At 37.6% G+C, this 14,407-nt stretch carries 13 protein-coding genes; all 13 read left to right on the top strand.

Annotated features, from left to right (window positions below):
• Positions 1-123 precede the first annotated feature (123 nt).
• The 13 genes from CBM24_RS01150 to CBM24_RS01210 all read left to right on the top strand — a co-directional run bounded on the left by CBM24_RS01150 (position 124) and on the right by CBM24_RS01210 (position 14,405).
• Positions 124-489 carry a PleD family two-component system response regulator gene (locus CBM24_RS01150; RefSeq protein WP_088159916.1) on the top strand — a complete coding sequence of 122 codons (366 nt, stop codon included), beginning with the start codon at positions 124-126 and terminating at the stop codon, positions 487-489.
• On the top strand, positions 489-1,682 hold the full coding sequence (locus CBM24_RS01155) for a sugar transferase (protein ID WP_088159917.1): 1,194 nt from the start codon (positions 489-491) through the stop codon (positions 1,680-1,682). The genes CBM24_RS01150 and CBM24_RS01155 overlap by 1 nt, the downstream gene beginning before the upstream one ends.
• Positions 1,683-1,754: 72 nt before the next feature.
• Positions 1,755-2,486 carry a TolC family protein gene (locus tag CBM24_RS01160; RefSeq protein ID WP_157698344.1) on the top strand — a complete coding sequence of 244 codons (732 nt, stop codon included), beginning with the start codon at positions 1,755-1,757 and terminating at the stop codon, positions 2,484-2,486.
• 106 nt (positions 2,487-2,592) lie between these two features.
• Positions 2,593-4,644 (top strand): hypothetical protein, encoded by a 2,052-nt coding sequence (locus tag CBM24_RS01165; protein WP_157698345.1) that lies wholly within the window; start codon positions 2,593-2,595, stop codon positions 4,642-4,644.
• Positions 4,645-4,868: 224 nt separating this feature from the next.
• Positions 4,869-6,095, top strand: coding sequence for an O-antigen ligase family protein (locus CBM24_RS01170; RefSeq protein ID WP_157698346.1), 1,227 nt, complete (start codon positions 4,869-4,871; stop codon positions 6,093-6,095).
• Positions 6,073-6,990, top strand: coding sequence for a glycosyltransferase family 2 protein (locus CBM24_RS01175; protein ID WP_157698347.1), 918 nt, complete (start codon positions 6,073-6,075; stop codon positions 6,988-6,990). Before CBM24_RS01170 ends, CBM24_RS01175 begins: the two co-directional genes overlap by 23 nt.
• Before the next feature lie 12 nt (positions 6,991-7,002).
• Positions 7,003-8,184, top strand: coding sequence for a glycosyltransferase family 2 protein (locus tag CBM24_RS01180; RefSeq protein WP_088159922.1), 1,182 nt, complete (start codon positions 7,003-7,005; stop codon positions 8,182-8,184).
• 55 nt (positions 8,185-8,239) lie between these two features.
• Positions 8,240-8,845 (top strand): acyltransferase, encoded by a 606-nt coding sequence (locus CBM24_RS27975; RefSeq protein WP_317042026.1) that lies wholly within the window; start codon positions 8,240-8,242, stop codon positions 8,843-8,845.
• Positions 8,829-9,767 carry a glycosyltransferase family 2 protein gene (locus CBM24_RS01190; protein ID WP_088159924.1) on the top strand — a complete coding sequence of 313 codons (939 nt, stop codon included), beginning with the start codon at positions 8,829-8,831 and terminating at the stop codon, positions 9,765-9,767. Before CBM24_RS27975 ends, CBM24_RS01190 begins: the two co-directional genes overlap by 17 nt.
• Complete coding sequence (locus CBM24_RS01195; protein WP_088159925.1) at positions 9,767-11,209, top strand: lipopolysaccharide biosynthesis protein; 1,443 nt, start codon at positions 9,767-9,769, stop codon at positions 11,207-11,209. Before CBM24_RS01190 ends, CBM24_RS01195 begins: the two co-directional genes overlap by 1 nt.
• A 13-nt stretch (positions 11,210-11,222) precedes the next feature.
• Positions 11,223-12,350 (top strand): glycosyltransferase, encoded by a 1,128-nt coding sequence (locus tag CBM24_RS01200; RefSeq protein WP_088163419.1) that lies wholly within the window; start codon positions 11,223-11,225, stop codon positions 12,348-12,350.
• The gene (locus tag CBM24_RS01205; RefSeq protein WP_088159926.1) at positions 12,350-13,255 is read left to right on the top strand and encodes an SP_1767 family glycosyltransferase; all 906 of its coding nucleotides are present in this window, start codon (positions 12,350-12,352) and stop codon (positions 13,253-13,255) included. The genes CBM24_RS01200 and CBM24_RS01205 overlap by 1 nt, the downstream gene beginning before the upstream one ends.
• 4 nt (positions 13,256-13,259) lie before the next feature.
• Entirely contained in the window at positions 13,260-14,405 is a 1,146-nt protein-coding gene (locus tag CBM24_RS01210; protein WP_088159927.1) for a glycosyltransferase family 4 protein, read from the top strand.
• The last annotated feature ends 2 nt before the right edge of the window (positions 14,406-14,407 follow it).

The following is a 14,407-nucleotide window of genomic DNA, read 5'->3' on the forward strand; positions in this document are numbered from 1 at the left end:
TAAGAGGAAAAAAGGCTACATCTAAAAGAGTACCCCTCTCATGGGGTACTTAAAACTAATCAATTTTGTTTTTAAAGCATACAATTTGTTTGGTTAATTACCGTTAAAAAACGTAGGAGATCCATGAAAAAAAAGATTGTAATAATTGATGATAAGCCAGCTATAGGGCAGTTAATTACGTTGTACTTAAACGCGGATTACGATTTTCGCTTTTTCAATAATGCGTTGGATGCTTATAATTGGTTGAAAGATGGAAATGGGGTCGATTTGATTCTTTCTGATTATACAATGCCTGAAATGAATGGCTACGATTTACTGCTGATGATCAAACAAAACGAGTTTCTGAAAGATATCCCTGTTATCTTTTTGTCTGGCGAAGATAATTCGAATACACGGATCAACCTGCTTGAAGCGGGAGCGGAAGATTTCATTTTAAAACCTTTTAATCCGCTTGAGCTCAAGTTGCGGATTAAAAAAGCATTGAAATAATGCCTCAATATAGCGATTATATATACTTTGGTGATAATATCGAAACTTTTGATTATTTTCATGAACAAGTTCAAGATACTTTGGGCGTGGATTTGAAATTTTTTAATTCTTTCGAGACCATGAATATGTATTTTCAGGAGCAAAAAGATCAATTTTTTTCGGTAGTCTTCTACGAAAAAAGTAAAAGTCTCTCCAAAGATCTAGCACAGTTGGCCAAGCTGGCCACGCATGGCAAGGATATTTTACTTATTTTGGTCGGAAATGACTTTTCGCATTTTGAAAAACAATCCTATTTTGATGCCGGGGTTACAAACACCATCAGCCCTCGTGCAAATGGAGATGTATTTCAATCAGTAAAAAAATATATACATTTATATTTTGAAGCTACGGCGCAAACTGAAAAATTTGAATCCATTACAGCTTCTTTTCCTAAAATTAGTATTCCTTTTGGTAAAAGGATGTTTGATATCGTTGTGTCATTGATTTTAATCTTGTTTCTTTCTCCCATTCTCTTATTCGTTTATTTTGCAATTAAGGTGGAAAGTAAAGGGCCTGCGGTATATAAATCCAAACGGATCGGTTCGGGTTATTTTATGTTTGATTTTTATAAATTCAGATCGATGTATCCGGATGCAGATAAACGATTGAAGGAATATATGGCGCTCAACCAGTATGCGGATACAACACGAGCTGTTGTTTCAAATGCCTCTACTATTCATGACAGTAATGAAGCCCAGTATTTCAGTTTAGATGATCTCCGAGATGTGCTTATAGGCGACGAGGTGGTGGTCAAAGGTGCAGATACTGGCAACAAGCAAAAAAAAGCAGCTTTCTTTAAGCTAGAGAAAGATCCACGAGTGACAAAGGTTGGTCGTATTCTTCGGAAATATAGTATTGATGAACTTCCGCAATTATTTAATGTACTCAAAGGCGATATGTCCATTGTTGGAAATCGACCATTACCATTATATGAAGCCGAGATGTTGACAACGGATGATAGTGTTGAACGTTTTATGGCGCCTGCGGGGATAACGGGATTATGGCAAGTGGAGAAAAGAGGAGATAATGGAAGTATGTCCGACCAGGAACGAATTCAGCTTGATATTAATTATGCCAAAAATTATTCGATCTGGATGGATTTGAAAATTTTGTATAAAACCTTTTCTGCATTTATCCAAAAAGCGGATGTTTAAGTTTTAGGAATGGTAAATAATTAAATGAAAATATATAACGGGCTCATGTCTATAAAATGTTGTTGTCTGAATATGAAGAAAATTATCCTGATGCTTTTATTCTTAATTACTGTTGGTTCGCTCAGTTTTGGGCAAAGTGTTCCCCTGCCAGCGGAAGGATTAGATTATACGAAACTTTTACTTCCCTCGCTGGAGGAACTTTTTGAGAATGCCAAAAGGAGCCCGAGTGTTGAGATGTTTGAATCTAAGATGATGGAGCAGGACAATCTACTAAAATCTGAGAAAAGAAGCTGGTTAAAGTATTTTAAGGTTGGTGGATCATGGCAATATGGAAATATAGGGGTGAATTCAATGTTCACAGATCAAAATACACCCTTGTTTTACCAATATTCCGGGGCGAAGCAAAACGCCCTTTTCGTCAGTGGTACAGTTTCAGTGCCATTTGATGACGTTTTTGATCGATCTAATCGTGTCAAACGACAAAAGATGCAACGTCGTTCTACTGAATTGGAAATGGAAAAATGGTTTGACGAACAGAAAGTCCGCATTATCGATTCTTATGTTAAATTGACCAACGCAATGTCCATCTTAAAAAAGAAAACAGAAAATTTAACATTAACGGAAGCACAATTAAAAACAGTAGAAGCTGATTTTGCTAATGGGCATGCGGCGATTTCTGATTTAAACGCTGCTAAAAAGATGGAGGTAGAAGCATATGAGGCTTATAAATTGACAGAAAGCACGATAACAGCTGAGCTTTTACATTTGGAAATTTTGAGTCGAACTAAAATTATCAGTAAATAAGATGGGTATAGTGATTTACATTATAAAATCTTTGTACAGATTTAAATGGTGGTTGATTGTATTACCATTGATGGTCATGGGCATTGTTATTTATTTCACTAGAAATATGAATAGACAATACGAATCAGACATGACCATTTATACAGGCATAATCTCTGCTAATGGTACTGATCTTAGCCAAGATGGTAAGCAAGACTGGAATATCCTTAAAAATTCATTGTTAAACGTGATCAATACCATCGGGTCAAAAGAAACGATGCGGGTGGTGTCTTTAAAACTATTCGCCAGAACGATGATCCATGGGGATACGGAGAAGGATAATATTTATATTTCTAGTGCTCATTTCCGTCAACTGTTAGCTATTACACCACCTGCTGTCAGAAAATTAATCGATAAAGCATCCGAAGAACGTACGGTAGAAAATTTAAAAAGGTACGAAAAGATGGATGCTAAGAATTTTGTCTATGGCTTATTTAATTGGAATCACCCCTATTTTAGTTATGGAGCTTTAAGCAAAATAGATATTAAACAGATCGATAATAGTGATATTCTGCATGTTTATTATGAAAATAATGATGCTGGCATCACTTATCAAACATTGAATATACTGAGCGAGGTTTTTGGGGACGAATATAAAACTCTTCAATATAGTAATACCAATAATGTAATAAAGTATTTCGAAGCGGAACTGGCCCGCATTGGAAAAGACTTATTTATGAAAGAGGATTCTCTTACCAAATTCAATGTGCAAAACCGCCTTATTCATTACGATAAACAGACCGAGGCTGTTACAATTTTGGATAAGGATTACGAAATCCGTAAACAGGATGCCTTATCTGCACGCAACAGGGCGCAAGCGAGTATAACGCAATTAGAGTCGGGAATTGATGCAAATACTAAGAGTATCAAAAACAATGCGCAATTTTTGGCTAAGATGAATGAAATATCGGATTTAAATTATTCAATTTCACAAATTGAATCCGCTCAGTCTGATTCGTTAAACACGGTCAAAAATTCAGCGTCGACACTTCAAGATCTTAAATCGAAATTAAAAAATCAGGAGCGGGATTTCCGCAACTTTATTCAGGATTATTCCAGCCAGAAATATACTAAAAATGGGTATCCGAATGCAAATTATGTGACGTTGTGGGTTGACGAATTATTGAAACTGGATCAGGCGCAAGCAGATATTAAAGTAGTGGATGATTTTAAAGGTGAATTGGATAAAATGTACTCGCATTACTCCCCAATAGGTTCATTACTCAAACGTCAAGAACGCGGTATTAATTTTACTGAACAGAGCTATCTTTCCGTTTTGGGTGGGTTGAATGCCGCGCGGCTTCGCCTAAAGAGCTTGGAGATGAGTGCTGCCACATTAAAAGTAATCAATCCGGCAACTTATCCACTTAACTCCAAGCCAACCAAACGTAAAATGTTGGTTATAGGTTCTTATTTTGCGACCCTGGCATTTTTACTGGGCTGCATTCTGGTCTTGGAATTGCTAGATCGAACTTTACGGGATAAGCAGCGAACAGATCGTGTCACAAAAGGGAATGCAGTTGGCGCATTTCCGAATAAAAAAATGGGACGATATAGTGAGCAGATCAAAAGAATGGCATCAAAATCTTTGGCAAATCAGTTGTTCAACTACCATCAGCGAGGAAATGCTGTCAATTTTATTAATATATTAAAGTTAGATGAAACGATTGATAGTGGGAATCTCATGCAATATATTCGGGATGAATGGGATACGATAGGCCTTAAGGTGGGTATTCTGCAAGAGGGAAAAGACTTTAATGCCAAATCTCGTGAATTTTTGATCGAATCAACCCTCTTGGAACGAATCAAGCTTGACGAAAATGATTTCACACTTGTAGGTCATACAAATGCATTTGATATCCCTGTCCCCCCATTCTACCTCTCTCAGGCAGCTGTAAATCTATTGTTGTTGGACGCAGAGTCCGCATGGAAGGAGGAAGATGATGAATTATTTAAGGAGATCGTTGAACGAAGCGGAACAGTACCTGTTTTAATATGTCTTATGAATGCGGATCGATTTGCTACAGAGACATTTACGGGGATGTTGCCACCTTATAGTTTCTTCAGGAAGTTGGAATATAGATTTTCACAATTGGGAATCACTGCATCTAAAGCTTAGATTGTACCAAAAAGGAAATGGCGAAGGAAATTTTTTTTGATAACATTGGTTTAAAGCTATTAGCTGTCCTAGGATGCGCGCTGATTACTTTTTTGGCCGTATCCGGAGGTCTCTTGCCTAGTGTTGGAATTGCACTCGCACCTTTTCTTCTTTGTTTTTTAATTATTTGTATTCGGAATCCTTTTGTTAGTTTTCTTTTCTTATTTACTGTATGTTTTTTCGTCATGGGTATATTACGCTATGTACGTATTCCCATGCCGCCGAGTATTTTAGTAGATCTTGTGATCCTATTTAATTTTATTGTAATCGCATTAAATCATCTTTATCGGAATTATAATGCTAAGCTGAAAATACCATTGTACTTCTTTATCTCTTTAGCTTGGGTGGCCTACTGTATGGTTGAAGTGTTTAATCCGGATGGTATCTTCGGTAACTGGATTGCTGCTATCCGGAGCACGGCACTTTACTTGTGTTTATTTCAATTTTTAATCTATTATATTTTTAAAGATAAATCGAAGCTCAGATCTTTTTTTATTTTTTGGGCGATTTTAGTATTACTAGCGGCTCTAAAGGCAATTGGGCAAAAATTTATCGGGTTCGACACAGATGAAAGAATTTGGCTTTATACACTTGGAGCTCATACGCATCTCATCTATAGTGGAGTCCGCTATTTTTCATTTTTTACCGATGCTGCTAATTTTGGCTGCCATATGGGGCTTGGAATGGTCGTTTTTTCCATTTTGTTTTTCTATGAGAAAAATAGAAGCGTGCGGATTTTGTACGTTACGGTCACTATTTTGGCGATGTACGGTATGCTGATATCCGGCACCCGTTCTGCCATGGCAATTCCAATGGCTGGATATGCATTTTATATTCTGCTGTTAAAACAATGGCGAATCATGATATTAGGATCAACGCTATTTATTGGTGTCTTTTGCTTCCTATCGCTAACAACTATTGGAAATAGTAACGCCGACATTCGAAGGATGCGGACAGCGTTTCAATTTAAGGAGGATGCATCCTTTAACTTACGAAAGGAAAATCAGGCCAAAATGAAAAAATTTATGCGTAATTTTCCGATTGGTTTAGGTTTGGGCGCCGCAAAGAATGCTAACGAAGGAGATCTTTTAAATGGCCTTCCAACAGATACTTCTTTTGTTTTTATCTGGGTAGAGACGGGCGTAATTGGGTTGGTACTCTATTTGTTGATTTGGATTTCGTGTTTGGCAATTTGTTTTTACCTTATTTGGTTTAAATTAAAGGATCCCATGATTCGCGGATTTTGTAGTGCTGCAGCGGCCGGTGTTGCAGGTATGATGTTGGCTGGTTATGGGAATGAAGTCTTGCATCAATTCCCAACAGGGGAAACTATTTATATTTTAATGGCAATCGCGATGTTGTGCCCATATTTACAAGAAAATGAACAAAATGGAGCAAATATCTCAGCCTAAAGTTTCATTTATTACCGTTAATTTTAATGGTGCCCCTGATACATTGAATCTGCTGCAAACGATCTTTGAGCATATCAAAAGCTTCTGTTTTGAGGTTATTGTAATTGATAACGCTTCGGATACAGACGAATTTCAATTGATTCGGCACAGTTATCCCTTGGTGAAGGGGGCGCATTTGGTGAAAAATTTGGGATTTGCAGGCGGAAATAATAAAGGACTGGAAATTGCTTCTGGCGATTATTTGTATTTTATTAATAACGATACTTTATTACCTAAAGACGCTGCTTCACAAATTGAATCCATGATTTCATTTTGCGAAGCGAACCCAAGGGTAGGAGGAATTTCTCCCAAAATATTGTATCATACACCCCGTAATTTAATTCAGTTTGCAGGAAGTACTCCATTGACTCCGATTACGATCAGGAATAAACAAATTGGCCATCGGGAAATAGACCATGGACAATACGATCAAATTGTTCAGATTCCTTATTTTCATGGTGCCGCTATGTTTGTTCCAAAGACTGTAATTGAGCGGATTGGTAAAATGCCTACATGCTACTTTTTGTATTATGAAGAGTTGGATTGGTCGAATAGCATTACCAAATGTTTTCAATTATTTTATTTTCCTGCAGCCCAGATCGTTCATCTAGAGAGCGCTTCTACTGGAATCGGTAGTCCCCTTAAAACCTATTATATCACGCGAAATAGAATAATTTTTGCCTATAGGCAAAGAAAAAATAGTTTGCGGCTACTAGCGCTTAGTTATTTGATTTTGGTGGCTTTTCCAATGCATTTGTGTTTACTTTTGTTTAAATTGAAATTCAAACTGGCTGCGGCGATGGTTAAAGGGGTTTGGTCTGCCTGTCGTTGGCTGATGGTAGTAAGTCATTCATAAATATATCCTGTTATGCTTATAACAATCCTTTGGTACATTGACTTTTTATTTTTCTTCGCATTCACGTTGTGGATATGCTATGTAGCTTTGTTCGCGTTCGCATCCCGAATAAGAAGAAAGATTATTTTCCCGGATAGCGATACATCACTGCGATTTGCCATATTATTTCCCGCTTACAAAGAGGATAATGTCATTAGAGAAAGCGTTACACGTTTTAAAGCACAGAATTATCCTGCCGATAAGTTGGAAATCGTAGTTATTTCGGATGCCATGGAAGATCGTACTAACGATCAGCTTCGGGCAATGGGTATTTCACTTATTCATCCAGATGAAGGCCTGCGGTCGAAAGCTGCAGCATTAACAGCAGCAATGTCTAGGTTGGATACACAATTGTTTGATGTAGTGGTTGTGATGGACGCGGACAATATTGTTTTTCCTGACTTTCTCAGCAAACTGAATAATGCTTTTGCTTCTGGGGCGAAAGCTATACAAACCCATCGTACGGCTAAAAATAATACAACAGCGACTGCAATTCTGGATGGTGTAAGCGAAGAAATTAATAATTCAATTTTTCGTTTAGGACATGCTCGTCTTGGTTTGCCTGCTGCGTTGATTGGCTCGGGTATGGCATTTGATTTTAACTGGTTTAAGCAAAGGATAGCAGCAATCAAATCGATGGGAGAAGATAAGTTTTTAGAATATTTCCTCTTATTAGATCGTATAAACACGATATATTTGGAAGATGTTGTCATTTTAGACGAAAAAATTCAATATAGTGACGATTTCTCGAAACAACGTCGGCGTTGGATCGCTTCACAAATCGATATCTTCTGTCTTGCGATTAAACAGACGCGACATGCACTTGTGTCCGGGAATTGGGCTTTAATCGATAAAATTTTCCAGTGGTCTATGCCACCGCGAATTATTATGCTTGGTATTATTCCCCTCTTTTTGCTGATTTCGTTTTTTGTCGTCGACATTTCTTCCCTAAAATGGTTTTTTTTAATTACTTTGTATATGATGAGCTTAGCTTTGGCCATTCCAAAAAAAATGTATACGAAGCAATTGTTTCTGGCAATATTTACCTTGCCACGTATATTTTTAGCGATGGTAAGCAGTATAATCCATTTTCGTTCGGGACGGTCGACTTTTATCCATACGAAACATGGTACTGCGCCAAGTAAAGAGGATTAATTGAACAGTATGTTGCTAAAGTATCAAAGTTAATATGGGGCTAAAGGAAAAAATAATGCGTTCTCCACGCATAAAGCAATTGCTGCATAGGATGTTAATGCATCCTGTAAGAACGCGTCCGAGATGGTATTTAAGATTATTTCAGTTTTTATATGTACATAAAGGACGTGGGGCTGTGATCTATTGTAGCGTGCGTAAAGATCTGGTACCATTTAGAAAATGTCAAATCGGCGCTCGGACTGTGGTGGAGTCGTACTCCTTAATTAACAATGCTGTAGGCGATCTTATTATTGGTAGTCATTCGAGGATTGGCGTTGGAAATACAGTAATAGGACCTGTATGGATTGGCGATTATGTACAAATAGGACAACATGTATTAATTTCGGGGCTCAATCACAAGTATGAAAATATTGATATAACGATCGCAGAACAGGGGATAGAAGTCTCACCCGTAAGGATAAATAATAATGTATGGATAGGGGCAAATGCAGTAATATTAGCCGGAATTACTATCGGGGAGCATTGTGTTGTGGGTGCTGGATCAGTGGTGACCAAAGATGTTCCACCTTTTTCTGTAGTGGTCGGAAATCCGGCTAAAGTGGTTAAAAAATGGGACGATCAGCAACAAAAATGGATCAAAAACCATGAGAAATCCTCCTGAAATAACTGTAGTGATGCCAGTTTTCAACACGGAAGCATATGTTGATCGCGCGGTAGAGAGTGTCTTGTGCCAGACTTTTGAAAATTTTGAATTGTTATTGATTAATGATGGTTCTACTGATGGAAGCCTTTTACGTTTGGAAAGATGGGCCAACCTAGATGCTAGAGTACATGTATTTTCTCAAGCGAATCAGGGCTTATCGGGAGCTAGAAATACTGGGATCGCACATGCAAAAGGAGAGTTTATTTATTTTATGGACAGTGATGACCTGATTAAGGAAGATACCTTACATACCTGTTACGGATATTGTAAAAGCAATCGACTGGATTTTGTGTTTTTTGATGCAGCGGTAATCGAAGACGGCTCTCAAAATTCAGTTTTATTGAAAAAGTTCGATTATAAAAGAGCACATACCGAAAGTATGATCTTGTCCGGGATTGAAACGTTTGCTAACCTGTTAAAGAATAGGGAATTTTTTTCGTCAGTGTGCCTTCTCTTTATAAACAGGGAATTTTTAAATAAAATAGGCCTGCTATTCGAAAACTATATTGTACATGAGGATGAGCTGTTTACATCAATATTATTTTTGGAAGCTCGAAAAACCAGTTATATACCCACCTCGTTTTTTTTACGTCGTTTACGGGCAGGATCTATTATGACAGTTCCTTATTCGATGAAAAATATAAATAGCTATTTTGTGGTGGGAACTAAATTGTTGGCATACACAAAAAGAAATAAAAAACAACGCAATGTTGTCGATTTTTATCTCACGGAAATGATTGATGCTGCTGTATGGAAGGCTTACACTATGCCCTGGAAAAACCGAATTTATATTCTTATCTTATCTTTAAGAAGCTGGCGCAAATATGTTAGGATAAAAACACTATTCGCATTATTGTTTAAAAAATATACAGGGAGCTAATGGAAAATGCCAAGCAACAGGTTATATCAGGCGTTTTTTTTACCGCAATAGCAAAATATGCCAACTTGGTCATTTCCCTCGGTGTGACTGCAGTTCTTGCTCGGCTTTTGTCGCCAGAGCAATTTGGGGTAATTGCTCTGGCGATGGTTATTATAGCTTTTTTGAATTTGATTGCAGATATCGGTCTTTTTCCTGCCGTGATCCAATATAAAAATTTGACTAAAGATGAACTCGGTAATCTGTTTTCTATTTCTTGTTATTTAGGATTTATACTGGCATTAATGCTTGTCTTGATTGCTCCGTTGATAGCCGGCTATTATGGGCAGCCTTTGCTTCGAAATATAATCAGGCTATTGGCGATTGGCCTATTCTTTACAGCAAGCTCGGTAATACCCAATGCCTTATTTTATCGGGAAAGAATGTTCAAATTTATTGCTCTCAGAAGCTTTATTATTCAGATTGTCCTAGGGGCAGTGTCAATAAGTGCTGCGTTTTATGGTGCTGGTATATATGCGCTCCTAATTAATCCCATTCTGTATAGTATACTTCTTTTTATCGTTTCCTATGTGCATTTTCCATTGCCTTTTAAATTGAGGATATCCTTAAATACAATTCGGCCAATTTTGCGCTATTCTACCTTTCAATTTCTATTCAACATCGTAAATTATTTTAGTAAAAATTCGGACACATTGCTTATCGGAAGATATCTAGGAATCAATATCTTGGGTTATTATGATAAAGCCTATCAATTGATGTCGCTACCACTGCAAAATATTACACAAGTTATTACACCGGTGATACATCCCATATTGAGTCTAAAAAAAGAGGATAAAATGCAGCTAATCGCTGCGACGGAACAACTCATCGCACTATTGGCTTTAATTGGATTTCCGCTTGCAAGCTTTCTTTACTTTGCGGCCGAAGATCTGATTTACCTATTTTTTGGAGCGCAATGGGGGCCTGCAGTTCCTGTATTTCAGATCCTGAGCCTTAATGTGGGGCTACAGCTTATTCTGTCCTCATCAGGGGCGATTTTTCAAACTACTGGAGATACTAAATATTTGTTTTTCTCCGGATTACTTTCGGCCTTGTTGAATGTATGTGGTATATTGCTGGGGATTTTTTATTTTGAATCTATTTCCGCAGTCGCTGGATGTCTTGTCATAACAAACTGTATCACATTTGTCTTTACTTATGCCATCATGTATACAAAGGTTTTTAACAGAAACTTTCTTTGCTTTTTTTATCTTTTGGCAAAGCCAGTTATGGCGGGTTTATTGTTGACGTTTCTGCTGTATATGTGTGGAATATTTTTGAGGACTGAAATTGTCTGGTATAAACTGTTTGTCAAGATCGTTGTATCTTCTCTTTTTTTTATCGCTTTTGTTTGGTTTGCTGGATATAGGTCTTATATAGCGTTATATTTAAAGAGGAATAATTAGAGATATGGAGCATATGGAACTAAAAGTTTTATTTCTAGTCTTTCATGGCTTTAGTGCCCATAATGGTATTAGTAAAAAGATATTTGGACAGGTTAAAGGTCTCCGGGAATGTGGGGCTGAGGTCAAACTATGTTACTACGAAGTATTGGACAGTGGGCATCGTGCATGGATTGTAGATGGCGAAATTATTGCTGATTTGGGGAAAGGACCTTGGGCCAAATCAAGAAAGCGCTGGGATTTTAGGGGCTTAACTGCTTATGTATCAAGTGAACGGTTTGATCTGATATACATGCGTTCTTATCATAACTCGAGTCCTTTTTTGATTAACGCCGTGCGAAAATTTAGGCAAACTGGTGCGAAAGTCGTCATGGAAATTCCGACCTATCCTTATGATCAAGAATATATTCGTTTGATAGACAAGATAATGCAGGTGCCCGATCGTTTTTTTAGAAAAGCTATGGCTTCTGTATTAGATGGTATTGTAACATTTACCGAAGAGGATGAAATTTTCGGTGCAAAAACTATCAAAATTTCTAATGGTATTGATTTGGATGAACTTCCCTTGCGCGTTAAAAAAAATCATGAGGAGTATGAGATTCATTTGCTAGGGGTAGCGGAAATCCATTTCTGGCATGGATTTGATCGGGTTATAAAAGGTTTAGGGATATATTATAAGGGAAATCCGGCGTGCAAGGTCTTCTTCAACATCGTTGGCAATCTGAGTGGAGCAAGGGAACAAAATGAAATATTTTCGGCTATCGAAGCGGCGGGAGTACAGGAGTATGTTTTCCTGCATGGTGCGCTATGGGGTAAGAAGCTCGATTTAATGTTTGACCAAGCTGATTTCGCTATCGGAAGTCTTGCAAGACATCGTAGTGGGATAACATTTATTAGAACATTAAAGACAAGGGAGTATGCTGCTAGAGGGATACCTTTTATGTATTCAGAAATCGATTCTGATTTCGAAGATAAGCCTTATGTATTGAAGGCCAAACCAGATGAATCTCCTATTGATATCGAACAGATTGTATCTTATTGTTCGTCCGTAGATTGGGAGCCATTGAGCATCAGAAATGATGTTTATGAATTATCTTGGCGCAATCAAATGAAAAAAGTTATTGATCATTTAAATTTAAGCTAATGCTATCATTCCTACATAAATTTAAAGATAAGTTTCGCTATAATGTGATTATAGAATGGTATAACATGTTGGAACTTCTAACAGGAAGGGAACAGCGTGTGAAGCCATTGGTTATGACAATTGAAGAAACTATTGAGCATATTATTTCCGAGAAGTCTTCAGTTAGTCGGTTTGGCGACGGTGAAATGCTCTTGATTGGTGGAGAGGGAATACGTTTTCAGCATGATGACGGTGAGCTTTCTAAAAGATTGGCTGAGGTACTAACAAGTGATCTTACAAACCACATCGTGTGTATCTCGGATGCATTTGTTGACCTAGATAGATACAATAGGCGGGCGCGTCGTTTTTGGCGGGCACATTTTTATTTGTATGGCGATTTATGGGATAAATATCTTAAGAAAGGAAAGAGGTATGGAAATACTTTTATTACAAGGCCCTATATTGATTTCAGCGACCGGAAAAAATCTGTCTACTGGTTTAGCCTGTTAAAACAAATTTGGAGCAAGCGTGATATCGTATTTATAGAGGGAGAAAAGAGTCGCTTAGGCATAGGTAATGATCTTTTTGATAATGTAGAAAGTGTTGGGCGAATCTTATGCCGGTCCAAGGGCGCATTTGATCAGTACGATGTGATCCTTCAGGAAGCGTGTAAATTAGCAAAAAATAGTCTAATCTTAATCGCTTTGGGCCCCACAGCGACTGTATTGGCTTATGACCTGTGCAAATTGGGTTATCAGGCTATAGATGTCGGGCATATTGATATTGAATATGAATGGTTAATGATGGGAGCTAAACATAAAGTTAATATAAAGTCTAAATATGTCAATGAAGTGATTGGCGGTGATCTGGTTGTGGTACATGACGAAGATCTTTATCAACGTCAGATTTTAAAAAAGCTGTTTTGAGAAGATGAAAATTTTGTATTATTTACCTTCATTGTATACTTCTGGTGGATTGGAGCGGATTATCGTTTTTAAGGCAAATTATTTTGCCAATCATCTGCCGGATGCGCAAGTTATTTTGGTGACATCGGAGCAGCTAAATAAGCCCAGCTTTTTTCCGCTTTCGGAAAATGTGAAACACATCGATTTAAATGTTTGTATTGACTATCCATTTGATCAGTCGCCCTTGCTTAAGTTATTTCGTTTCCCTTCTCTTTACCGAAAGTTTAAAAATCGATTTCTAAAAATCCTTGAACAGGAGATGCCCGATATCGTAATTTCTACAATTAGAAGGGAAATCAATTTTTTACCACTGCTGAAGGATGGTAGTATTAAGGTGGCAGAGTTGCATGTAACGAAGGATTTTTATCATCCCAATTTTCCGAAAGGAATGAGCCGCTTTTTACGGGAAAGAAAAGACCGTGTCAGACTCAAAAAATTAAAGTTGATGGATGCTGTCGTTTTTCTCACGGCTCAGGAAAAGAGTTTTTGGCCAGAGCTTTCAAACGTGCACGTGATACCTAATCCTTTAGTTTTAAGACCTAAAGGCGTATCTACTTGCCAAGCGAAGCAAGTCATCGCGGTTGGAAGATATGTTCCTCAGAAAGGATTTGACTTGTTAATAGAGGCTTGGTCTATCGTGAATGCTTGTTATCCCGATTGGGTCTTAAAAATCTATGGCGACGGTAATCCCGTTGAACTACAAGATCAGATAGATCGTCTTAACTTAACCGAGCGTTGCAAATTAAAGCCCAGTACCACGGTGATTGAAGAGAAATATTGTGATAGCTCTATTTTTGTGCTATCTTCACGGTATGAGGGCTTTGGTATGGTATTGGTTGAGGCCATGGCATGTGGATTACCTAGTATTGCATTTGATTGCCCATCAGGACCAAGTGAAATAATTCGGGATGGTATAGACGGATTTTTAGTGGAAAATGGAAGTGTTGAGGAGATGGCCAAAAGAATATGTAGCTTGATAAAAGACGATCTGCTGAGAAAGGAAATGGGAGAAAGAGCACAGCTAAATAGTGCTCGATTTCATATGGAAAATATCGCAGCGCAATGGAAAGAACTATTTGAATCTTTTAGGAAAAATACGAAAGGTGATTAAAC

The organism is Sphingobacterium sp. G1-14, assembly GCF_002196555.1.
GTDB classification, from domain to species: Bacteria; Bacteroidota; Bacteroidia; order Sphingobacteriales; family Sphingobacteriaceae; genus Sphingobacterium; species Sphingobacterium siyangense.